This is a genomic window from Kitasatospora sp. NPDC002227 (genome assembly GCF_040296285.1).
Taxonomy (GTDB): domain Bacteria; phylum Actinomycetota; class Actinomycetes; order Streptomycetales; family Streptomycetaceae; genus Kitasatospora.
In genome coordinates this window covers 94,553-116,609 of record NZ_JBEOWY010000016.1, presented here as the reverse complement: position 1 = coordinate 116,609, position 22,057 = coordinate 94,553, and the positions used below count along the sequence as shown (strand labels likewise).

Below are 22,057 nucleotides of genomic sequence, written 5' to 3'. Positions count from 1 at the left end.
GAGATCTCATCGACCACAAGGCCGTCGTACAACCGACGCCAGAGTGTCTGGCCCAAGTCCATGAAAAAGGCGCACCCGAAGGTGCGCCTACACGACATGATCGTCTACTCAGCTTCGACCAGGTGGCGCCAAGCGAACGAGGTCTCAACAAACTGGATCAGGAACTTGAGCAGCTTAGCCAGTTTAGCCATACGACCACCTCCACAAAAAGTTGCCTTGCCCTGCCTCTCCCCTCCCGGGTTGTCTACAGCCTGATCAAAATCGGCCCCGGGCGTGATATCCCCGCTCGCACTGTCAATGCTCACGAAAATCTCGTACGCCTCAACCGAAGCCTTGTACAGCTCCCGTGCCGCATAAACAGCAAGGGCGGTCAAAACCAAGATCAAGATCCAGGGAATCGAACCCTGCACCATGGTCATAGCTCAATAGACGATCAATCTGCCAAAAATCATCCCACGAGCATGGCGCTTAAATCAAGTGATATTCAGCAGTCATGCATGCGACGACCTCTCATGTTACCGCAGGCTTGTGACGAAGTGGCTGCAAGGCAAAGCCACGCGGTTTCGTGAGCTGAGGTCAAAGGAGGGCCCGACCAGCGGCCCGACCCTCCCTGTAGCACCTACATCAACCCTTGACGCAGACAACCTGCTTCAGCTCCGCGACGATCTGCACGAGATCCTTCTGCTGGTCCATCACGCGCTTGATCGGCTTGTACGCGCCCGGGATCTCGTCGACCACGCCGCTGTCCTTACGGCACTCGACGCCCTTGGTCTGCTCCGCCAGGTCCACAGCGGTGAAGCGCTTCTTGGCGGCCGTACGGCTCATCTTCCGGCCGGCGCCGTGCGACGCCGAGTTGAAGGACGCCGGGTTACCCAGGCCACGGACGATGAACGAGCTGGTGCCCATGGAGCCCGGGATGATCCCCCACTCGCCCGTGCCCGCGCTGATCGCACCCTTTCGGGTGACCAGCAGGTCGAGGCCGTCGTACCGCTCCTCGCTGACATAGTTGTGGTGGCAGCTGATAACGCCCGGCCGGTACTCGACCGTCGTCATCTCACCTTGACTGTCTTCCTGCTGGCAGCTGATGACCTGCTCGAAGCCGACCTTGGCCTTCGGGAACTCACGACGGACGATGTCCTGGAACAGCGCCATCATGATCGCGCGGTTGTGCTTGGCGTACTCCTGCGCCCAGAACAGGTCCTGCCGGTAGGCGCCCATCTGCGGGGTGTCCGCGATGAAGACCGCGAGGTCGCGGTCGACCAGGCCCTGGTTGTGCGGGAGGGAGCGGGCCACGCCCATGTGGTGCTCGGCCAGTTCCTTGCCGATGTTGCGCGAACCCGAGTGCAGCATCAGCCAGACGGCACCGGTCGAATCAATACAAACTTCAACGAAGTGATTCCCGCCGCCCAGCGTCCCCATCTGCTGCATGGCCCGCTCACGCCGCCACTTCACCTCGGGGGCGACGTCGTCGAACCGCCCCCAGAAGTCGTCCCAGCCCGCCGTGGCGTAGCCGTGCAGCTTCCGCGGGTCGACCGGGTCAGTGTGCGCACCCCGGCCGACCGGGATGATCTGCTCGATCTTCGAGCGGAGCCGGGAGAGGTCGTCGGGCAGGTCCTTGGCCGTGAGCGTGGTCTTGACCGCGCTCATACCGCAGCCGATGTCCACGCCCACGGCGGCGGGGCAGACGGCGCCGCGCATCGCGATCACGGACCCGACGGTCGCGCCCTTACCGAGGTGCACGTCCGGCATCACCGCCAGACCGTGCAGCCAGGGCAGGGAGCTGATGTTGCGCAGCTGCTGCATGGCCGCGCCCTCGACGGTGGCGGGATCCGTCCACATCCGGATCGGTACCCGGACACCCGGAACTTCGGTGTACGACATGGTGAACGACCTCCAAGGGTCGGCAGATTCAAGCCTAGGCGGCGAAGGCCCAGGAGAGGACTGCCACGCGAAGCTTCCGGCGTGGCTCGGGGAAGATCAGAAGGCCTTGCTCAGGCGGCGAAGGCGCGTCGGAGGGACAGCGGCCGCAGGGAGCGATAGCGCCTTATGGCTGGCTCGACCCGCATGTTGACCGCCTCCTCTCCGGTGAGTGATCGCCCACTGTGGGCGACGGGGATATCTACCCACACCGCACAACAGAGCGGCAAGCGAATAAAAAGGGGGCGGCTGCGAGCAGCCGCCCCCTCACCTCACCAACTGTCAGTCGATGACCGTGACCTCGCCGATGCCCAGGGCACGGACCGGCTCGGCGATCTCGGAAGCGTCGCCGACCAGGACGGTGACCAGGCGGTCGGCCGGGTAGGCGGCGACCACGGCCGCGGTGGCGGCGGCGGTCTCCAGCTCGGCCAGCTCGCGGTAGACCCGGGCCTGGTAGTCGTCGGGCAGGCTCTGCTCGACCTGGTCGGCCAGGGTGGAGGCGACCGAACCGGCCGTCTCGTACTTGAGCGGGGCGACGCCGACCAGGTACTGCACCGACTCCTCGCGCTCGGCGTCGGTCAGGCCGTCGGCGGCCAGGGTGCCCAGGATCTTCCAGGTGTCCTCGAGCGCCGGGGCGGTCGAGGCGGTGTCCACCGAGCCGCTGATCGCCATCAGAGCGCGGCCGGAGCCGTCGGCGCCGGAGCGCAGCGGCTGGGCGAAGGCGCGCACGCCGTAGGTGTAGCCCTTCTCCTCGCGCAGCACGCGGTCGAGCCGGGAGGTGAGGGTGCCGCCGAGGCAGTAGGTGCCGAGCAGCTGGGCGGACCAGGTCGCGTCGTGGCGGTCCGGGCCGAGGCGGCCGATCAGCAGCTGGGTCTGCACCGAGCCGGGCCGGTCGACGATGACCACGCGGGCGCGGTCGTCACCGACCACCGGGGCGTGCACGCTCGGGGTGGCCGGCTCGGCCGTCCAGCGGCCGAGGGTGGCCTCCAGCAGCGCCGTCAGGTCGACCCCGGTGAGGTCGCCGACCACCACGGCGGTCGCGGTGGCGGGGCGCACGTGCGCGGCGTAGAACTCCTGGACGGCGGCCCGGGTGATGTTCTTGACCGTGTCGGTGGTGCCGTTGCGCGGGCGGGAGAGCCGGTCGGCGCTGTCGAACAGCGTGGCGTAGAGCGCCTTGGCCGCGCGGCGGGCCGGGTTGGCCTGCTCGTGGGTGATCTCGTCCAGCCGGTTGGCGACCAGGCGCTCGATCTCGGCCTCGGGCAGCGCGGGGGCGCGCAGCGCGTCGGCGAGCAGGGTGAGGCCGCGCTCCAGGCGGGAGGCGGGCACCTCGAGCGAGACCCGCAGGCCGGGGTGGTCGGTGGAGGTGTCCAGGGTGGCACCCGCCCGCTCCAGCTCGGCGGCGAACTGCTCGGCGTCCAGCGAGTCGGTGCCCTCGTTGAAGGCGCGGGCCAGGATGTTGGCCACGCCGTCGAGCCCGGCCGGCTCGGCGGCCAGCGGGGCGTCGAGCTGCACGTCCACGGCGACCAGCTGCTGGCCGGGGCGGTGGCAGGAGAGCACCGTGAGGCCGTTGGCCAGGGTCGAGCGCTCGGGGGCCGGGAAGGCCCACGGCGTCGGGGCGCCCGGGGTGGGCTGCGGGTGGAAGGTCATGGCGGGGGTCACGTCGGTCATGCCGCGTCCTCCTCGGTCTCGTCGTCGGCGGTGGTGGGCTCGTATACCAGGACAGCCCGGTTGTCGGACCGCAGGCAGGCCGCGGCGACGGCCTTGACCTCCTCGGCGGTGACGTCGAGGACCCGGTCGAGGGCGGTGTTGAGCAGCTTCGGGTCGCCGAACAGGACGGCGTAGCGGCAGAGTTCGTCGGCGCGGCCGGCCACCGTGGTGAGCCGGTCCAGCCACTCGCGCTCGATCTGGGCCTGGGCGCGCTCCAGTTCCTCGGCCGTGGGGCCCTCGGCGGCGAAGCGGGCCAGCTCCTCCTCGACGGCCGTCTCGATCTGCTCGACGGTCGCGTCCCCGGAGGTCTTGGCGTCCAGCCAGCCCAGCGAGGGCGCCCCGGACAGGCGCAGCAGGCCGAAGCCGGCGGTGACGGCGGTGCGGTCGTGCCGGACCAGCCGGTTGTAGAGGCGGCTGGACTCGCCGGAGCCGAGGATGGTGAGCGCCAGGTCGGCGGCGTCGGCCTCCCGGGTGCCGTCCTGCGGCAGGCGGTAGGCGGCCATCAGCGCGCGCGAGGGGACGTCCTCGCGGACCAGCTCGCGAGCCTCGGCGCCCATGATCCCGGGCAGCGCGCCGTCGCGCGGGGCCTGCTTGCCGTCGTGCGAGGGGATGCTGCCGAAGTACTTCTCCACCCAGGCGATCGCCTGCTCGGGGTCGATGTCGCCGACGATCGAGAGCACCGCGTTGTTGGGCGCGTAGTAGGTGCGGAAGAACTCGCGGGCGTCCTCGAGGGTGGCCGCGTCCAGGTCGGCCATCGAGCCGATCGGGGTGTGCTGGTACGGGTGCCCGGCGGGGAAGGCGAGGGCGACGAGCTTCTCGAAGGCGGTGCCGTAGGGCACGTTGTCGTAGCGCTGGCGGCGCTCGTTCTTCACCACGTCGCGCTGGTTCTCCATGGACGTGTCGTCCAGGGCGGCCAGCAGCGAGCCCATCCGGTCGGCCTCCAGCCAGAGCGCGAGCTCCAACTGGTGGGCGGGCATGGTCTCGAAATAGTTGGTGCGCTCGAAGCTGGTGGTGCCGTTGAGCGAGCCGCCGGCGGCCTGCACCAGCTCGAAGTGCCCGTTGCCGGAGACGCTGGCGGAGCCCTGGAACATCAGGTGCTCGAAGAGGTGGGCCAGCCCGGTGCGGCCCTTCACCTCGTGGCGCGAACCGACGTCGTACCAGAGGCAGACGGCGGTGACCGGGGTGAGGTGGTCCTCGGAGAGCACCACGCGCAGGCCGTTGGCCAGGCGGTGCTCGGTGATGGCGAGACCTCGGGTGGTGGCGGGGGCCGGGTTGGCCATGCGGTCACCGGTCCTTTCCGGGCGTGATCGGCGTTGATCGGCGTGCCGTGATCGGCGGTTGGAGGCGGAGCTGAGCCCCCATTGTGGTGCAACGCGCGGGAGCCCGTGATGTGTCCGCGCTGGTCGTGCGTTCGCCACGGGCGGAAGCGGCCCGACGAGCGCCCGGACCGGACTGAGCGGGCCCAAGGCGGGGCTTGTCGGCGCGAGGGTCCACAATGGGGGGCGCCGTACCCATGCACGGATTCAGCAGTTACAGGAACGACGTAGCCAGACACACGTAGGGAGCCCCGCCGCGATGGCCCGCCGCAGTTCGCCCACCCCGCCGCCCGGAGACTTCGAGGAGCGCATCCTCGATGTCGATGTGGTGGACGAGATGCAGGGCTCCTTCCTGGAGTACGCCTACTCCGTGATCTACTCCCGCGCGCTGCCCGACGCGCGGGACGGCCTCAAGCCGGTGCACCGCCGCATCCTGTACCAGGCCAACGAGATGGGCCTGCGGCCGGACCGCGCGCACGTGAAGTGTGCCCGCGTGGTCGGCGAGGTGATGGGCCGTCTGCACCCGCACGGTGACGCCTCGATCTACGACTCCGTGGTCCGAATGGCCCAGCCGTTCTCGATGCGGCTGCCGCTGATCGACGGCCACGGCAACTTCGGCTCGCTCGGCAACGACGACCCGCCGGCCGCCATGCGGTACACGGAGTCGCGCCTGACGGCCGCCTCGATGGCGATGGTCGAGTCCATCCACGAGGACACCGTCGACTTCGGCCCCAACTACGACGGCAGCGAGCAGGAGCCCACCGTGCTCCCCGCTTCCTTCCCCAACCTGCTGGTCAACGGCGCCTCCGGGATCGCCGTCGGCATGGCCACCAACATGCCGCCGCACAACCTCTCCGAGGTGGTGGCCGCCGCCCGGCACCTGATCAAGAACCCGCAGGCCGACCTCGAAGCCCTGATGCGCTTCGTGCCGGGCCCGGACCTGCCGACCGGCGGCCGGATCGTCGGCCTCTCGGGCATCCGGGACGCGTACGAGTCCGGGCGCGGCACCTTCAAGATCCGCGCGACGGTCTCGATCGAGGCCGTCACCGCCCGCCGCAAGGGCATCGTGGTCACCGAGCTGCCGTTCACGGTCGGCCCGGAGAAGGTCATCTCCAAGATCAAGGACTTGGTCGGCGCCAAGAAGCTCCAGGGCATCGCCGACGTCAAGGACCTGACCGACCGTGAGCACGGCCTGCGCCTGGTCATCGAGGTCAAGAACGGCTTCGTGCCCGAGGCCCTGCTCGAACAGCTCTACAAGCTGACGCCGATGGAGGAGACCTTCGGCATCAACAACGTCGCCCTGGTCGACGGCCAGCCGCTGACGCTGGGACTCAAGGAGCTGCTGGAGGTCTACGTCGACCACCGCTTCACCGTGGTGCGGCGGCGCAGCGAGTTCCGCCGCCGCAAGCGGCAGGAGCGGCTGCACCTGGTCGAGGGCCTGCTGGTCGCGCTGGTCGACATCGACGAGGTCATCGCGATCATCCGCTCCAGCGACAACGCGACCCAGGCCAAGGACCGTCTGATGGAGCGCTTCGGGCTCTCCGAGACGCAGACGGCCTACATCCTGGACACCCCGCTGCGCCGCCTGACCCGCTTCGACCGGGTCGAGCTGGAGACGGAGCAGGAGAAGCTGATCGCCGAGATCGCCGAGCTGACCGAGATCCTGGAGTCGGACTCCCGGCTGCGCTCGGTGGTCTCGAACGAGCTGGGCGCCGTGTCCAAGCAGTTCGGCACCGAGCGGCGCACCGTGCTGCTCGAGGCCGGGGCGGCGCCGAGCGCGGCGCTCTCCGTGCCGCTCGAGGTCGCGGACGACCCGTGCCGGGTGCTGCTCTCCTCCACCGGCCTGCTGGCCCGCACCGCGGACGGCGAGCCCTTCGAGGCCTCCGGCGACCGGGCCAAGCACGACGTGATCGTCTCCGCCGTGCCGGCCACGGCACGCGCCGACGTCGGTCTGGTCACCACGGCCGGCCGGGTGCTGCGGCTCCCGGTGATCGACCTGCCGGCCCTGCCGCCCTCCCCCACGCCCTCGCTCGCGGGCGGGGCGCAGGTCTCGGAGTTCCTGCGGCTGGAGGACGGCGAGCGGGCCATCGCGCTCACCACGCTGGACGAGTCCTCGCCGGGTCTGGCGCTCGGCACCGAGCAGGGTGTGGTCAAGCGGGTCGTGCCCGAGTGGCCGGCCAACAAGGACGAGTTCGAGGTGATCGCGCTCAAGGACGGCGACCGGCTGGTCGGCGCGGTGGAGCTGCGCACCGGCGAGGAGGACTTGGTCTTCATCGCCTCCGACGCCCAGCTGCTCCGCTACCCGGCCTCGTCCGTCCGTCCGCAGGGCCGCCCGGCGGGCGGCATGGCGGGCATCAAGCTCTCGGACGGGGCGCGGGTGCTCTCCTTCACCGCCGTCGACCCGGCCGCCGACGCGGTGGTGGTCTCGGTGGCCGGCTCCGCAGGCACCCTGGCGGGCGAGCAGCAGACCAGCTGGAAGCTCACCCCCTTCGAGCAGTACCCCCGCAAGGGCCGCGCCACCGGTGGCGTCCGCTGCCAGCGCTTCCTCCGCGGCGAGGACGCCCTCCTCTTCGCCTGGGCCGGCCCAGCCCCGGCCCGAGCAGCCGCCGCCAGCGGCACCCCGGTCCAGCTCCCCGAGCGCGACCCCCGCCGCGACGGCTCCGGCACCCCGGTCAAGACGCCGCTCGCGGCGGTGGCGGGGCCTTCGGCCTGAGCCTTCGCACCACCTCAGGTTGCACTGGTTGCACTGGTTGCACTGTCCAGGGGCGCGAGGAACTGCGCTCTGCGGAAGGCGACAGGCCGGAGCCTTCCGAGCCCGCGCCGTTCCTCGCGCCCCTGAGCACTTGCGACTGACCGTCAGTGGCCAGGATGCAGGCCGGCCTCTTCCGGCCTCGCGCAGTTGGACGCGCCCCTGATGGTGCAAGCTGACGTCTGTGAATACCTGTACGACGATCTCGGCCGAACTCGCCGAGCCGCTGGCCGCGACGGCCGCCAGCGCGACGACGTGGTTGCTGATCGAGCAGGCCGGGCCCTGGGGGGCCAAGGCGCTGACCGAGAGCCACCTGGAGGCCGCTCTCGGGCGGCAGTTGGACGCGGCCGCCGCCGGCACCGGTGTCCGGATCGCGCTGATCCGCCGCCCGGGCCGGCACGCCGACGCCGCGGACGGCACGCCGCACACGGTGCTGGTCGGCCACACGGCGCCGGGCCGCTCCTGGGTCCGCCGACTGACCGTCACCGACCCCGCCGAGCTCCTGGAGCTGGACTTCGCGGCCCTGGGCGCCGGCGACCACGCCGGCCTGGGCACCGCCCACTCCGGCGGCCCGATCGCGCTGGTGTGCACCAACGGCCGCCGCGACCGCTGCTGCGCCCTGCTCGGCCGCCCGCTCGCGGCGGACCTCGCGGCGGCGGGCCACAGCGAGGTCTGGGAGGTCACCCACCTGGGCGGGCACCGCTTCTCCCCCACCATGCTGGTGCTCCCGTACGGCTACGCGTACGGGCGGCTCACCGAGGCCGCGGCCAAGGAGGTGCTGGCGGCCACGGCCGCCGGGCACACCAGCCCGGCGTGGTCCCGCGGCCGCTCGTACTGGGACCGTCCGGGCCAGGCGGCCGAGCAGGCCGTCCGGGAACTGACCGGCGAGACGGCGGCCGACGCCCTGACCCTCACCCAGGAGCCCGCGGGCGAGCGCCGCTGGCGCGTCCGCGTGACCCACCGGGACGGCCGCGGCTGGACGGCCGAGGTGGCGCAGCTCCCGAGCGAACCGGCCCGCCCGGAGAGCTGCGGCAAGACCCCGGGCACCCCCGCCCGGATGGACGTGGTCGCGCTGACGGAGGGCGCTCAGGCCGGCCGGTAGCGGTGCTCCGGGCGGCCGGTGGCCCCGTAGCGGAGCTCCAGCCGGATCATCCCCTCCCGGACCAGGTACGACAGGTACCGCTGGGCGGTCGCCCGGGAGACGCCGGTCTGTTCGGCGACCTGACTGGCCGACAGGTCACCGCCGTACCGGCGGACGGAGGCGAGGACGAGGGCGAGCGTCGGTGCGGAGTGGCCCTTGGCGGGGAGCCGGGGAGCGGCCGTGGGGCGGGCGGCGCTGAAGAGGGCGTCCACCTCCGCCTGGCCGTTCTCCGCGATCGGGTCGAGTGCGGCGACCCGCTCCCGCAGCTCCCGGTAGGCCTCCAGACGCTCCTGGAGGGCGGCGAAGCCGAAGGGCTTGACCAGGTAGCCCGTGGCGCCCAACTGCATGGCGGCCCGCACCGAGGTGAGGTCCCGGGCCGCGGTGATCATGAGCGCGTCCGGCCGCTCACCGGGCTCGGCCCGCAGCCGCCGCAGCAGATCGAGCCCGCTGCCGTCCGGCAGGTAGACGTCGAGCAGCAGCAGCTCCGATGCCAGCTCCCGGACGGCCTCGACGGCCGCGGCGACCGTACCGGCCTGTCCGCACACCTCGAATCCGGGCACCCGTCCGACGTACGCGGCATGGATGCCGCTCACCCGGAAGTCGTCGTCCACCACCAGCACCCTGATCACCGGGCCACCTCCAGTGCCGTGCCGTCGGCGGCCCGCACCGACTCCTCGTCCGGCAGCGGCAGGGTCACGGTGAAGACCGCCCCGGGGCCCTCGCTGACGGCGACCGTGCCGCCGTGCCGCTGCACCAACCGGTGCACCAACGCCAGCCCGAGGCCACGCCTGGCGGTGCCGCGCCCGGGCCTGGTCGACCAGCCGTCCTCGAAGATCGGGGCACCGGCCGGGACGCCGGGCCCCGAGTCGGTCACCCGCAGCAGGACGGTCTCGGCCCCCTCGGCCAGCAGCAGCCGAACGGTGCCGCCGGTGCCCGCCGCCTCCACCGCGTTGTCGAGCAGGTTGCCGACGATGGTGAGCAGCCGCCGCAGGTGGCCCGGGTCCTCGCCGAGCCGGGAGCCCTCCGCCAGGGTGAGCCGCACCCCCCGCTCGGCGGCGACGGCCGTCTTGGCCACGATCAGCCCGGCCATCAGCGGGTTGGCGATGCTGTCCCGGACGGCCTCGGCCGCAGAGGGCTCGGCCCGGCCCAGCTCCACCGCGTACTCCAGGGCGGCCTGCTGGTCGCCGAGTTCGAGCAGGCCGGCGAGGGTGTGCAGGCGGTTGGCGAACTCGTGCTGCTGGGCGCGCAGGGCGTCGGTGAGACCGCGGACGGAGTCGAGCTCGCGCAGCAGGCCGACCAGCTCGGTGCGGTCCCGGACGGTCACCACCGCGCCGAGAGTGCGGCCGTGCAGGGTGACGGGCATCCGGTTCACGGCCAGGCAGTGGCTGTCGGTGAGCACGGTGAGGTCGTCCCCGGTCAGGGTGCCGTCGAGGGCGCGGCGCAGTCGGCCGTCCGGCAGCAGCTCATCGAGCCGGGAGCCGAGCGCCGTGCCGAGGCCGAGCAGGCGGCGGGCCTCGTCGTTGACCACGGTCACGCGGCCCTGCGGGTCGAAGGCGAGCACGCCCTCGCGGATGCCGTGCAGCATTGCCTCGCGGTCCTGGAGCAGCCCGGCGATCTCCTCCAGCTCGAGGCCGAAGGTGCTCCGCTTGAGCCGCCGGGCCAGCACGTAGGAGGCGATGACGCCGACGGCCAGCGCGCTGCCCAGGTAGACGGCGAAGGTGGCGAGCTCACGGCGCAGCTGCCCGAGCACGTCCTTCTCGGCGATGCCGACCGAGACCGCGCCGACCAGGGTGCCGGTCGGGCCGTACAGCGGGGCGGTGCCGTTGGCGGAGGTGCCGGTGGAGCCGTGGTTGATCCGCACCGAGCTGCGGCCGTCCGGCGGGGCCTCCTCCACCGGGCGGCCGATCAGCTCGGGGTTGGGGTGCGAGTGGCGTACCCCCGCGCGGTCGATCACCACCACGTACGAAGCCCTGGCCGCGTGCTGCACCCGGTCGGTGACGGTCTGCACCAGGTCGCCCCCGCCGCCGTACTCCATGGCCGCCTGGATCTGCGGGTCGGCGGCGGTGGTCTGCGCGATGGCGAGGGCCCGCTGCTCGTTGTCGCGGTCCAGCTGGGCGCGCTGGGCGTAGGCGAGCAGCACGAAGCCGATCAGGCCGGTGATGGCGAGGATCACCAGGTGCCCGGTGAGGATCCGGGCCGAGAGCCGCCTGCCGCGCCCACGTCGGGCCATGCTCCTCACCTCCGGTCCACTCGGGCTGTGGCAGGCGATTGTGCCTGGTGGGGGCTGGTTTGCCCACCCCCGTGACCGTGCGCAGAACGAGCAGAACCGTGCGCAACGCGGGGAAGTCACGCAATGCGCTCAAGACTCCCGGTGCCGTAGCCGCCCGCCCTACCGTCTGGCCACCGACGACGAGCCCCCGAAGGTGGTGCCGGCCAGTGGACCAGACACCCGGCAGTGCGATCCCCGCGATCGAGCTGCGCAACGCGACCAAGCGCTTCCGCACCCCCTCGGGGGGTGTCTACACCGCGATGTCCGAGCTGAGCATGACGGTGGCGCCCGGCGAGTTCTGCGCCGTGGTCGGCCCGACCGGCTGCGGCAAGTCGACCACCCTCTCGCTGGTCTCCGGGCTCGAGCCCGCCAGCGAGGGCGAGACGCTGATCCACGGCGGGCCGGTCACCGGCACCGACCCGCGGGTCGGCTTCATGTTCCAGACCGACGCCGTCTTCCCGTGGAAGTCGGTGCTGGACAACGTCGCCGCCGGGCCGCTCTTCCGGGGCCTGCCCCGCAAGGAGGCGCTGGCCAAGGCGCGCGACTGGCTGCGCCGGGTGGGCCTGGCGGGCTTCGAGGACCGGCTCCCGCACCAGCTCTCGGGCGGCATGCGCAAGCGCGTGGCGCTGGCCCAGACGCTGATCAACGAGCCCGAGATCCTGCTGATGGACGAGCCTTTCTCCGCGCTCGACGTGCAGACCCGCCAGATCGTGCAGGACGAGCTGCTCGCGCTCTGGGAGCTGACCCGCCCGGCGGTCGTCTTCGTCACCCACGACCTGGAGGAGGCCATCGCGCTGGCCGACAAGGTCGTGGTGCTGACCGTCGGGCCAGCCACGGTCAAGTCCGTCTTCACCATCGACCTGCCTCGCCCGCGCCGCGTCCAGGAGATCCGCTTCCACCCGCGCTTCGTGGAGCTGTACGAGCAGATCTGGACCAGCCTGCGCGACGAGGTGCAGCTCGCGTACGCCCGCACGGCAGGAGCAGCCTGATGACCCTCACCTCACTCACCCACGATCTCGTCGACGAGGCAGCCCTCCTCCGGGCCGCCCGGGCCCGGGTGCGGCGGCGCCGGCTGCTGGTGCTGGCCGCCCAGCTGGTGCTGGTCGCGCTGGTGCTCGGCGGCTGGCAGCTCGGCGCCGCCCAGGGCTGGCTGGACTCCTTCACCTACGGCTCGCCGAGCGGGGTGGCCGGGCAGCTGCGGGTCTGGTTCACCGAAGGCACCGCGACCGGTTCGATCTGGCGCAACATCGGAGTCACGATGCAGGAGACGGTGTTCGGCTTCCTGCTCGGCACCGGGGGAGGCGTGGTGCTCGGCATCGCGCTGGGCCGGGTGCGGATGCTCGCGGACATCGCAGCGCCGTTCATCAAGGCGGCCAACTCGGTGCCCCGGATCGTGCTCGGCTCGGTCTTCATCATCTGGTTCGGGCTCGGTCCGAGCGGCAAGATCGCGCTGGCCACCGTGCTGGTGTTCTTCTCGGTCTTCTTCAACGCCTTCCAGGGCACCCGCGAGGTGGACCAGCACCTGGTCGCCAACGCCCGCATCCTGGGCGCCTCCCCCTGGCGGGTCACCACCCAGGTGGTCCTGCCCTCCGCGATGACCTGGATCGTCGCGTCCCTGCACTCCGCCTTCGGCTTCGCCCTGATCGGCGCGATCGTCGGCGAGATCCTCGGTGCCCAGTACGGCCTGGGGCAGCTGATCGCCCAGGCCCAGGGCTCGTTCAACGCCAACGGCATCTACGCCGGCACGGTCGTGATCGCCGTCCTCGCCCTGCTCGCCGAATGGCTGGTGACCCGCTTCGAGCAGCGGGTGCTGCGGTGGCGCCCCAGCCAGGCGGGCAGTCACGCCACCCAGATCTGACCCACCCCCACCCCCGTTCCGAAGGAGCCCGCAATGACGCCGGTCCGGCACACCGCCACCCGCAGAACCGCCACCGCCCTGCTCGCGGCCACCGCGCTCACCCTCTCCCTCGCCGCCTGCGGAAGCGGCGGCGGCGCGAAGCCCGCGGCGAAGAACGACGCCGGCGAACTGACCGTCAAGATCATGGTCGGCGGCCTGAACAAGCAGATCTACCTGCCCGTGATGCTGGCCAAGAACCTGGGCTACTTCAAGGCCGAGGGCATCGACGCCCAGCTCTCCGACGAGCCCGCCGGGGTGGACGCCGAGACGGCCATGCTGGCCGGTCAGGTGGACGCGGTGGTGGGCTTCTACGACCACACCATCGACCTCCAGTCGAAGGGCAAGTCCACCGAGTCCGTGGTGCAACTGCTGCGGGCGCCGGGCGAGGTGGAGATGGTCCGCACCGACCTGGCGGGCGCGGTGAAGTCCCCCGCCGACTTCAAGGGCCGTCACCTCGGCGTCACCGGCCTCGGCTCCTCCACCAACTTCCTGACGCAGTACCTGGCGGAGAAGAACGGCCTGAAGCCGGGCGAGACCACCTCGATCGCGGTCGGCGCGGGCTCCACCTTCGTGGCGGCGATGCAGAACAAGCAGATCGACGCGGGGATGACCACCGAGCCGACCATCTCGCTGCTCCAGCAGAAGGGCCTGGCCCAGCCGCTGATCGACCTGCGCACGGCCGAGGGCGCCCGGGCCGCCCTGGGCGGTACGTACCCGTCCTCCTGCGTCTACCTGACCTCCGCCTACGTGCAGCAGAACCCGGAGGCCGTCCAGAAGCTGGCCAACGTCTTCGTGAAGACGCTGAAGTGGATCCAGGCCCACTCGCCCGCCGAGATCACCGAGCAGATGCCGGCCGACTACTACGCGGGCGTCGGCAAGGACGCGTACGTGAAGGCCCTGGAGAACGAGAAGGCCATGTACTCCCCCGACGGCCTGATGCCCTCGGACGGACCGCAGACCGTACTCAACGTGCTCTCCGCCTTCGACCCCACCGTCAAGGGCCACACCGTGGACCTGTCGAAGACCTACACCGACGCGTTCGTGAAGAAGGCCGGCTGACGGTCCGTCGAGACACCCCCGGGCGTGGTCCCCCATCGCGCCCGGGGGCTCCGGCTGTTACGCCGCCCCGTCTTACGCCGCCTCGTGTTATGCCGCCTCGTGTTACGCCGCTCCCGCCCCGGTGAGGGAACGGACCTCCAGCTCGGCGTACTTGTCGGGGTCGGCCGCCTCCCGGGAGGTCAGGGTGCCGATCCAGCCGGCCAGGAAGCCGAGCGGGATGGAGACCAGGCCGGGGTTCTCCAGCGGGAACCAGTGGAAGTCCAAGCCGGGGAAGATCGAGGTCTTCGCCCCGGAGACGACCGGCGAGAAGACCACGAGCAGGACGGCGGGCACCAGGCCGCCGTACACCGACCAGACCGCGCCCCGGGTGGTGAAGCGGCTCCAGAACAGGCTGTAGAGCAGGGTCGGCAGGTTGGCCGAGGCGGCCACGGCGAAGGCCAGACCGACCAGGAAGGCCGTGTTCAGCTGCTGGGCGAACAGGCTCAGCACGATGGCCAGCGCCCCGATCACCACGGCGGCCGAGCGGGCCACCACCAACTCCTCGCGCTCGGTGGGCTCCCGCCGGCCGACCCGGCGCCAGGCCCGGGCGTAGAGGTCGTGGGCGAAGGCGGCGGAGGCGGCCAGGGTGAGGCCGGCGACCACGGCGAGGATGGTGGCGAAGGCGATCGCGGAGATCAGCGCGAAGAGGATCACGCCCACCGTGCTGCCGGGACCGCCGCCGAGGTCGAGCGCGAGCAGCGGCACGGCGGTGTTGCCCGCCGGGTTGGCCGCCTTGACGGCCTTGGCGCCGACCAGCGCGGTGGCACCGAGGCCGAGCACGATGGCCATCAGGTAGAAGCCGCCGATCATGCCGATCGCCCACATCGTGGAGCGGCGGGCGGCCCGGGCGGTGGGCACGGTGTAGAAGCGGGAGAGGATGTGCGGCAGGCCGGCGGTGCCGAGCACCAGGCCGAGGCCCAGGCTGAAGAAGTCGAGCCGACTGGTGAGGCTCGCGCCGTACTTGAGGCCCGGCTCGAGGTAGGCCTGACCCTTGCCGCTGCCCTGGGCGGCGGCGCGCATCAGCTCGGCGAGGTTGCCGTTGAAGCGGGCCACCACCAGGACGGTGAGCAGCACAGCGCCGACGATCAGCACGAAGGCCTTGACGATCTGGATCCAGGTGGTGGCCTTCATCCCGCCGACCGTGACGTAGATGATCATCAGGGCGCCGACCCCGACGATCGTCCAGGTCTTGGCCTGGCCGCCGTTGGTGCCCAGCAGCAGGGTGACCAGGCTGCCCGCACCGACCATCTGCGCGATCAGGTAGAGCAGGGTGACCACCACGCTGGCGCTGCCCGCGGCCGCGCGCAGCGGGCGCTCGCGCATCCGCAGCGCCAGCACGTCGGCCAGGGTGTACCGGCCGGCGTTGCGCACCAGCTCGGCCACCAGCATCAGCACCACCAGCCAGGCGACCAGGAAGCCGATGCTGTAGAGCACACCGTCGTAGCCGTAGAGGGCGATCAGGCCGGTGACACCGAGGAAGGAGGCGGCGGAGAGGTAGTCGCCGGAGAGCGCGAAGCCGTTCTGCAGCGGGGTGAAGTCCCGGCCGCCGGCGTAGAAGTCCTCGGCGGCCTGGCCCCGGCGGCCGACCCAGAGGGTGATGCCGAGGGTGACCAGCACCACCACGGCGAAGAGCACCACGGCGAGGCTGTGGTGCTGGCCGGTGGTGACGGGGGCCATCGCCGGGGCGGCCGGAGCGGCCGGGACGACCGAGGCGGGGTGGGCCTCGGGGGGCGGCAGGAGGTTGGAGAAGGTCATCGGAGTTGGTCCTGGGTGTCCCAGCGCAGCCCGAGGGCCGCGCGGTCGCGCTTGGTACGGGCGTTGCGGGCGTAGAGCCAGGTCAGCAGGAAGGTCGAGGCGAACTGCAGCAGACCGGCCAGCCAGGCGACGTTGAGCGGCCCGGCGAGGCGGATGCGCATCAGCTCGGGGGCGGCGGTCTGCCCGGCGAGGTAGAGCAGGTACCAGCCGAGGAAGGCCGCACTGGCGGGGAAGACGAATCCGCGGTAGCTGCGCCGGATCTCCTGGAACGCCTCGCTGGCCTGCACCGAGCGGTACACCTCGGCGGCGTCCACCGACGGGGGCGCGGGGGGCGGAGGCGGGGGCGCGGCGGGCGGCGGCGCCGCGACCGCGCGCGGCGCGGGGACGGCCGCACGGGCCTTCGCCGCCGAGCGGACCACGGTCCGACCGACGGGCTTGGCGGCCCACCAGTCGAACCTCTCCTGCTGTGCCAATGCTGCTCCTGAACCGGGACGGCCCGTAGGGGCGGGGCGTCGGTGTCGGCGCCGGAGGAGTCGGTTCCGGACGCACCTGTCCGGACCAGCATGGTGGCGCGCGCCCTGGCGTTGCGAGCCAGCGGCCCCTGCATCACTCGAACAGGTGAGGGCCAATCAGGTGACGAGGCGTCAGTCGAGGGGTAGGATTCCCGGCCCCCGATAGTCGGCCAGCGGACTCCCCCGGCGGACTATCGGGGGCCGGAGGGCGAACCGATCCCGTGCCGGTAGGCGTAGGCCACGGCCTGGGCCCGGTCGCGCACGGCTGTCTTGGCGAAGAGGTTGTTGATGTGCGTCTTCACCGTGGCCTGGCTCACGAAGAGCCGCTGGGCGATCTCGGTGTTGGACAGGCCCTCGGCGATCAGCGCGAGCACCTCGGCCTCCCGGGCGGTCAGACCGTCCGGCAGCTCGACCGGCCCGGCCGGGGTGGCCGAGAGCCGCTCCAGCAGCCGCCGCTGGACCTGCGGGGAGAGGCCGGCCGCGCCCGAGCGGACGTCGGCGATGGCCCGGGCGATCTCCTCGCCGCCCGCGTCCTTGGTGAGGTAGCCGCGCGCGCCGGCCTGCAGGGCGGGGAAGAGCGAGTCGTCGTCGGCGTAGGTGGTGAGCACCACCACCTCGGTGCCGGGGTGCTCGGCGCGGATGCGCCTGGTCGCCTCCACGCCGTCACAACGGGGCATCCGAAGGTCCATCAGGACCACGTCCGGCTGGTGCCGCTCGACCAGCCGGACGGCCTCCTCGCCGTCGGAGGCCGCACCCACCACCTCGATCCCGGGGAGCAGCCCCAGCAGCATCACGATGCCCTCGCGGACCACCGTCTGGTCGTCCGCGACCAGCACCCTGGTCGGCCGATCGGTCATGCCGGCACCCGCAGCAGCACGCGCCATCCTCCTTCGTCCGGGCCCGCGAGCAGTTCACCGCCGAGCAGTTCGGCTCGCTCGCGCATCCCCAGCAGACCGTACCCGCTGCCCGCGTCGGCGAGCCCGGGGGCCGCTCCGCCACGCGGCGCGCGGGTGTTGCGCACCTCCAGCTCCACCTCCTCCTCCAGGTACGCGAGCCGCACCGTGACCCGCGCGCCGGCCGCGTGCTTGCGCACGTTGGTCAGTGCCTCCTGCGCCGTACGGCTCACCGCCAGACCGGTCTCGGCCGGCAGTGGACGGGCGACTCCCTCGACCACCAGCTCCGCTCCCTCACGGTGCGTCAGCTCCACCAGGAACTCCCCGACCGGCGCGAACTCGCCACGCAGCGCCGAGAGCGCCTGGCGGGTCTCGGCCAGACCGTCCTGCGCCATCCGCCGGGCGGCCACCACCCGCTCCCGGATCCGCTCCCGCTCCGCCCCGGCGTCCAGCATCAGACGGGCCGCCTCCAGGTGCACCAGCTGGGCCGAGAGGCTGTGCGCCAGCACATCGTGTATCTCCCGGGCGATCCGGGCCCGCTCGGCCAGCGCTGCCGCCTCCGCCTCGGCGGCCCGGGCCGCCCGCTCCTGCTGGAGCAGTTGGTGCGCCGCCCCGGTCGCCTCGGCATCCAGCCGGAGCAGGTACCCGAGGAGGGAGAGCCCGCCGACCGTCGCGATGATGCTCAGCCAGCTCTCCCAGCTGACCGCCGCGTAGGAGATCAGCGCAACCGCTGCGAGCGGTGCGCCGGCCACCAGCGGCAGCCGCACCAGGGCCGTGACGGCCAGGGTGCACCAGAGCAGGTCGGCCAGCAGGTAGGCCTGTGTCGTGTTGGCGATCCAGCCAAGGCCGAGCAGCGCCGCCCCCAGGCTCACCGCCGCCGCCAGGCGGTGGACCAGGGTGGTGTGGAAGTACGCGGTGAGCAGCAGCCCGGCCAGCACGATCCCGGCCCCGATCCAGACCGCTGCCCAGCCGGTGAACCGCCCTGGCGCATAGGTGCCCCAGAGCACCACCACGAGCAGCACCAGCCTGGTCAGCACGGAGAGCAGCCGGCGCGGCTGGCTCTCCCGCTCCTTGGTCAGCCCGGCCCGCGGCGGCCAGTCGGCCCAGGAGGTCTGCATCCGCACGGCGGCCCTCTCACTCGGTCAGGGTAGGGACACGGTACGACGCGACCAGCCGCTCGGCCCGCCACCGCAGCACGAGCCCCCGGACCAGCAGCAGGGCTGCGAGGGCGAGCAGCAGATCACTCGTGCCCTGCCGGACGCCGAGGGCCGCACCTGTCCCGTACAGCCCGCCTCGCACCACCATCATGCCGAGCCAGGCCGCCAGCGCGGCGGGGGTGCCCTTGACCCAGACACTTCCGTCGCTCTCCCGCCAGAGCCGGGACGTCCAGCCCCAGACCGAACCGAGGGCTATCTCGACCGCCATCCCGACGGCTATCAGGCAGATGGCGGCCACCTGATGGTGAGGGTCCACCAGGGCCGGATCGCGGAGCGAGAGCACCGCAAGGATCAGGGGGATGAGCCAGACCCGCTTCTCGGAATCCAGCTGCCGGGCGCGGAACTGACGGGCGATCACCAGGATCGTCACCGCGAGGACGATCAGGACGTTGAAACCGGCGCTCATGGTGGGCTCCGTACCGCGAGGGGTGTGCTGACCTCCTCAAAGCTACGGAGAGCCGGCCTGGCGGGGATCGGAGCCAGGGTTGAACCGGCATGGAGAGGGCCCTCCACCCTGGGGTGGAGGGCCCTGGTCCGACCGGGCTCGGCCGTTCGAGCTCAGGCGTTCGTACTCAGGCGTTCGCGTTCAGGCCTTCGCGTTCAGGCCTTCGCGCTCAAGCCTTCGCGCTCAGGCGTCCGCGCTCAGGCGTCGATGCGTGAACGGTCCAGCGTCGCCGCCGAGTCGACGATGAACTCCTTGCGCGGGGCGACGTCGTTGCCCATCAGGAGGTCGAAGGTCTTCTCCGCCAGGTCGAGGTCGCCCAGGTTGATCCGGCGCAGGGTGCGGTGGCGCGGGTCCATGGTGGTCTCGGCCAGCTGGTCGGCGTCCATCTCGCCGAGGCCCTTGTACCGCTGCACCGGCTCCTTCCAGCGCAGGCCCTTGCGCTGGAATTCCAGCATCGTGGAGCGCAGCTCGGAGTCGGAGTAGGTGTAGTGGTACTTCTCCTGCCCGCGCTTGGGATTGGTCAGCTCGATCCGGTGCAGCGGCGGCACGGCGGCGAAGACCCGGCCCTGCTCGACCATCGGGCGCATGTACCGGTGGAAGAGCGTGAGCAGCAGGGTGCGGATGTGCGAGCCGTCGACATCGGCGTCGGCCATGAAGATGACCCGGCCGTAGCGGGCCTGGTCGATGTCGAAGGTACGGCCCGAACCGGCTCCTATGACCTGGATGATCGAGGCGCACTCGGCGTTCTTGAGCATGTCGGCCACGGAGGCCTTCTGCACGTTCAGGATCTTGCCGCGGATCGGCAGCAGGGCCTGGAACTCGGAGTTGCGGGCCAGCTTGGCGGTGCCGAGCGCGGAGTCGCCCTCGACGATGAACAGCTCGCTGCGCTCGACGTCGTCGCTGCGGCAGTCGGCCAGCTTGGCGGGCAGCGAGGAGGTCTCCAGAGCCGTCTTCCGGCGCTGGGCCTCCTTGTGCTGCCGGGCCGCGACCCGGGTGCGGGCGGCGGCGGCGATCTTCTCCAGGACGGCGCGGGCCTGGAGCTTCTCGTCCTTCTTGGTGGAGGCCAGGAAGGCCTTGAGCTCCTTGGCCACCACGGCCGCGACGATCCGGTTGGCCGCCGAGGTACCGAGCACCTCCTTGGTCTGCCCCTCGAACTGCGGCTCGGCGAGCCGGACCGTCACCACGGCGGTGAGACCCTCGGTGGCGTCGTCCTTGGTGACGTCGTCCTCGGCGACCCGCAGCACCTTGGTGGCCCGCAGCGCCTCGTTGACCGTCTTGGCCAGCGAGCGCTCGAAGCCGGTGACGTGGGTGCCGCCCTTGGGGGTGGCGATGATGTTGACGAAGGAGCGCAGCGTGGTGTCGTAGCCGGCGCCCCAGCGCAGGGCGATGTCCACCCCGAGCTCGCGGGAGACCTCGGTGGGGGTCATGTGGCCGAACTCGTCCAGGACCGGCACCGTCTCCTTGAACGTGCCCTCGCCCTGGAGTCGCAGCACGTCCGAGACGCCCTTGTCGGGCGACAGGAACTCGCAGAACTCGCTGATGCCGCCGTCGAAGCGGAAGGTCTCCTCCTCGATCTTCTCGCTCTCCGTCAGCCGCTCGTCACGGACGACGATGGTGAGGCCGGGCACCAGGAAGGCCGTCTGCCGGGCGCGGGCGTGCAGCCCGTCCAGCGAGAGCTTGGCCTCCTTGAGGAAGATCTGCCGGTCGGCCCAGTAGCGGATCCGGGTACCGGTGCGGCCGCGGGGGCCCTTCCGCTTGGCCATGCCGTTGGCCGGCTCGAAGGGGGCGTCCGGGCTGAGCTCGGTGAAGATGCCGGGGGTGCCCCGGCGGAAGCTGATCGCGTGGGTGGAGCCGCCGCGGTCGACCTCGACGTCGAGGCGGGCCGAGAGCGCGTTCACCACGGAGGCGCCGACGCCGTGCAGACCGCCGGAGGCGGCGTAGGAGCCACCACCGAACTTGCCGCCCGCGTGCAGCTTGGTCATCACGACCTCGACGCCGGACAGGCCGGTCTTGGGCTCCACGTCGACCGGGATGCCGCGGCCGTTGTCCCGCACCTCGACGGAGGCGTCGTCGTGGAGCACGACCTCGATCCGGTCGCAGAAGCCGCCCAGGGCCTCGTCCACCGCGTTGTCGATGATCTCCCAGAGGCAGTGCATCAGACCACGGCTGTCGGTCGAACCGATGTACATGCCGGGGCGCTTGCGGACGGCCTCCAGGCCCTCCAGGACGAGCAGGTGCCGGGCGGTGTAGTTGGACCCGTCGTCGACGATCCGGGCCTGCGCGCTCATCGGCCCACCTCGCCGCTCCCGGTCGCCGCCGCGCGCACGGTGCGCAATCCCATCGTCCTGGACCGCCCTTCGATCAGTGTTGCAGTCAGTGTGTTCGACACCCGCAGTGTTCCCGATGCCTGAGACAGCGGTGGTTCGACCCCGTGCGACTTGTACGCGCTGCGCGAACAAGACCGACGCCGGTCGCGGCGGCCCCGGAGCTCCATCTCCACCTCCCGCCACGGGTCCTGGCGGATCGTAGCGCGCGGCGCAGGCGGCGGAACTGCCGATATGCAGGCTACCGGGGCCACTGGGGGGGCTTATGCTCCAACCCAGCGGAGGATTATGCTACGCGGACTTCGGACACCGCCTCGATCGGGCGTTCGAGGACGTGGATGCGCTCATGGAATCGGTACGCATGAACCACCGGCGCCCTGGGCACGTCCTCAGCAACAACACAGCAGAATCCTCAGAGAAGAAAAGCCACGAGCGGGAACGTTTTCGGCCTGGTTGGATGTTGACCCTGGTACGACAGCTCGTCGAGCTAGAGAAGAGGCGACGTGACTACTGTTCTGACACCTGCGAGCCCGCTGACCGCGGCTGACCGCTGCGACCGCTGCGGCGCCCAGGCTTACCTGCGCGTCGTACTCGCGAGCGGCGGAGAGCTGCTCTTCTGCGCCCACCACGGGCGGAAGTTCGAGCCTGAACTCAAGAAGATCGCCGTCGAGATACAGGACGAGAGTGGCCGCCTCACGACGGTCGCCAACAGCACTCCCGACGACGAGCGCTGACCTCGTGGCTCGCTCGGCGAGCTGAGTCGCGCCAGGCGTCGAGCCGGGTGGCAGCCCCAAAAGGGCCCGCCACCCGGCTTCGT

Annotated in this window: 18 protein-coding genes; 6 read left to right on the top strand and 12 right to left on the bottom strand. The window is 71.4% G+C overall.

What is annotated here, in order from left to right:
• Positions 1 to 104: 104 nt before the first annotated feature.
• The 4 genes from ABT095_RS17350 to ABT095_RS17335 all read right to left on the bottom strand — a co-directional run bounded on the left by ABT095_RS17350 (position 105) and on the right by ABT095_RS17335 (position 4,904).
• Entirely contained in the window at positions 105 to 419 is a 315-nt protein-coding gene (locus tag ABT095_RS17350; RefSeq protein WP_350530266.1) for a hypothetical protein, read from the bottom strand.
• A 205-nt stretch (positions 420 to 624) separates the two neighbouring features.
• A complete protein-coding gene (locus ABT095_RS17345) occupies positions 625 to 1,881 on the bottom strand; it encodes an RtcB family protein (RefSeq protein WP_350530265.1) in 1,257 nt (418 codons plus the stop codon).
• A gap of 318 nt (positions 1,882 to 2,199) precedes the next feature.
• Positions 2,200 to 3,585, bottom strand: a complete 1,386-nt coding sequence (locus ABT095_RS17340; protein ID WP_350530264.1) for a M16 family metallopeptidase — start codon at positions 3,583 to 3,585, stop codon at positions 2,200 to 2,202.
• Positions 3,582 to 4,904: a M16 family metallopeptidase gene (locus ABT095_RS17335; protein WP_350530263.1), complete on the bottom strand. Its 1,323-nt coding sequence runs from the start codon at positions 4,902 to 4,904 to the stop codon at positions 3,582 to 3,584. Before ABT095_RS17335 ends, ABT095_RS17340 begins: the two co-directional genes overlap by 4 nt.
• A gap of 295 nt (positions 4,905 to 5,199) precedes the next feature.
• On the opposite strand from ABT095_RS17335, the gene ABT095_RS17330 reads away from it, so the two are divergent.
• The gene (locus ABT095_RS17330) at positions 5,200 to 7,653 is read left to right on the top strand and encodes a DNA gyrase/topoisomerase IV subunit A (protein WP_350530262.1); all 2,454 of its coding nucleotides are present in this window, start codon (positions 5,200 to 5,202) and stop codon (positions 7,651 to 7,653) included.
• Positions 7,654 to 7,873: 220 nt separating this feature from the next.
• Positions 7,874 to 8,791 (top strand): ferredoxin family protein, encoded by a 918-nt coding sequence (locus tag ABT095_RS17325; RefSeq protein WP_350530261.1) that lies wholly within the window; start codon positions 7,874 to 7,876, stop codon positions 8,789 to 8,791.
• Here the strand turns inward: ABT095_RS17325 and ABT095_RS17320 are convergent.
• Positions 8,776 to 9,459 (bottom strand): response regulator, encoded by a 684-nt coding sequence (locus tag ABT095_RS17320; protein WP_350530260.1) that lies wholly within the window; start codon positions 9,457 to 9,459, stop codon positions 8,776 to 8,778. The two genes, ABT095_RS17325 and ABT095_RS17320, sit on opposite strands and share 16 nt — an antisense overlap.
• Complete coding sequence (locus ABT095_RS17315) at positions 9,456 to 11,060, bottom strand: ATP-binding protein (RefSeq protein ID WP_350530259.1); 1,605 nt, start codon at positions 11,058 to 11,060, stop codon at positions 9,456 to 9,458. Before ABT095_RS17315 ends, ABT095_RS17320 begins: the two co-directional genes overlap by 4 nt.
• 206 nt (positions 11,061 to 11,266) lie before the next feature.
• On the opposite strand from ABT095_RS17315, the gene ABT095_RS17310 reads away from it, so the two are divergent.
• From ABT095_RS17310 to ABT095_RS17300, 3 genes are read left to right on the top strand one after another with little or no spacing between them, the layout of a single operon-like run.
• Positions 11,267 to 12,088, top strand: coding sequence for an ABC transporter ATP-binding protein (locus ABT095_RS17310; protein WP_350530258.1), 822 nt, complete (start codon positions 11,267 to 11,269; stop codon positions 12,086 to 12,088).
• On the top strand, positions 12,088 to 12,957 hold the full coding sequence (locus ABT095_RS17305; protein WP_350530257.1) for an ABC transporter permease: 870 nt from the start codon (positions 12,088 to 12,090) through the stop codon (positions 12,955 to 12,957). Before ABT095_RS17310 ends, ABT095_RS17305 begins: the two co-directional genes overlap by 1 nt.
• Positions 12,958 to 12,990: 33 nt before the next feature.
• Complete coding sequence (locus ABT095_RS17300; RefSeq protein WP_350530256.1) at positions 12,991 to 14,055, top strand: ABC transporter substrate-binding protein; 1,065 nt, start codon at positions 12,991 to 12,993, stop codon at positions 14,053 to 14,055.
• A gap of 102 nt (positions 14,056 to 14,157) precedes the next feature.
• Here ABT095_RS17300 and ABT095_RS17295 read toward each other — a convergent pair whose 3' ends face one another.
• From ABT095_RS17295 to ABT095_RS17270, 6 genes are all read right to left on the bottom strand, one after another.
• Positions 14,158 to 15,771 carry a monocarboxylic acid transporter gene (locus ABT095_RS17295; RefSeq protein WP_350530315.1) on the bottom strand — a complete coding sequence of 538 codons (1,614 nt, stop codon included), beginning with the start codon at positions 15,769 to 15,771 and terminating at the stop codon, positions 14,158 to 14,160.
• Between the two features lie 74 nt (positions 15,772 to 15,845).
• Positions 15,846 to 16,322: a DUF485 domain-containing protein gene (locus tag ABT095_RS17290; protein ID WP_350530255.1), complete on the bottom strand. Its 477-nt coding sequence runs from the start codon at positions 16,320 to 16,322 to the stop codon at positions 15,846 to 15,848.
• Positions 16,323 to 16,552: 230 nt separating this feature from the next.
• The gene (locus tag ABT095_RS17285) at positions 16,553 to 17,218 is read right to left on the bottom strand and encodes a response regulator transcription factor (RefSeq protein WP_350530254.1); all 666 of its coding nucleotides are present in this window, start codon (positions 17,216 to 17,218) and stop codon (positions 16,553 to 16,555) included.
• Positions 17,215 to 18,372 (bottom strand): sensor histidine kinase, encoded by a 1,158-nt coding sequence (locus tag ABT095_RS17280; RefSeq protein ID WP_350530314.1) that lies wholly within the window; start codon positions 18,370 to 18,372, stop codon positions 17,215 to 17,217. The genes ABT095_RS17285 and ABT095_RS17280 overlap by 4 nt, the downstream gene beginning before the upstream one ends.
• 16 nt (positions 18,373 to 18,388) lie before the next feature.
• Positions 18,389 to 18,877, bottom strand: a complete 489-nt coding sequence (locus ABT095_RS17275; RefSeq protein WP_350530253.1) for a DUF1453 domain-containing protein — start codon at positions 18,875 to 18,877, stop codon at positions 18,389 to 18,391.
• A gap of 236 nt (positions 18,878 to 19,113) precedes the next feature.
• Positions 19,114 to 21,204, bottom strand: a complete 2,091-nt coding sequence (locus ABT095_RS17270) for a DNA gyrase/topoisomerase IV subunit B (RefSeq protein WP_350530252.1) — start codon at positions 21,202 to 21,204, stop codon at positions 19,114 to 19,116.
• A gap of 539 nt (positions 21,205 to 21,743) precedes the next feature.
• Between ABT095_RS17270 and ABT095_RS17265 the strand changes: the two genes are divergently transcribed.
• Positions 21,744 to 21,974, top strand: a complete 231-nt coding sequence (locus ABT095_RS17265) for a DUF7455 domain-containing protein (protein ID WP_350530251.1) — start codon at positions 21,744 to 21,746, stop codon at positions 21,972 to 21,974.
• Positions 21,975 to 22,057 lie beyond the last annotated feature (83 nt).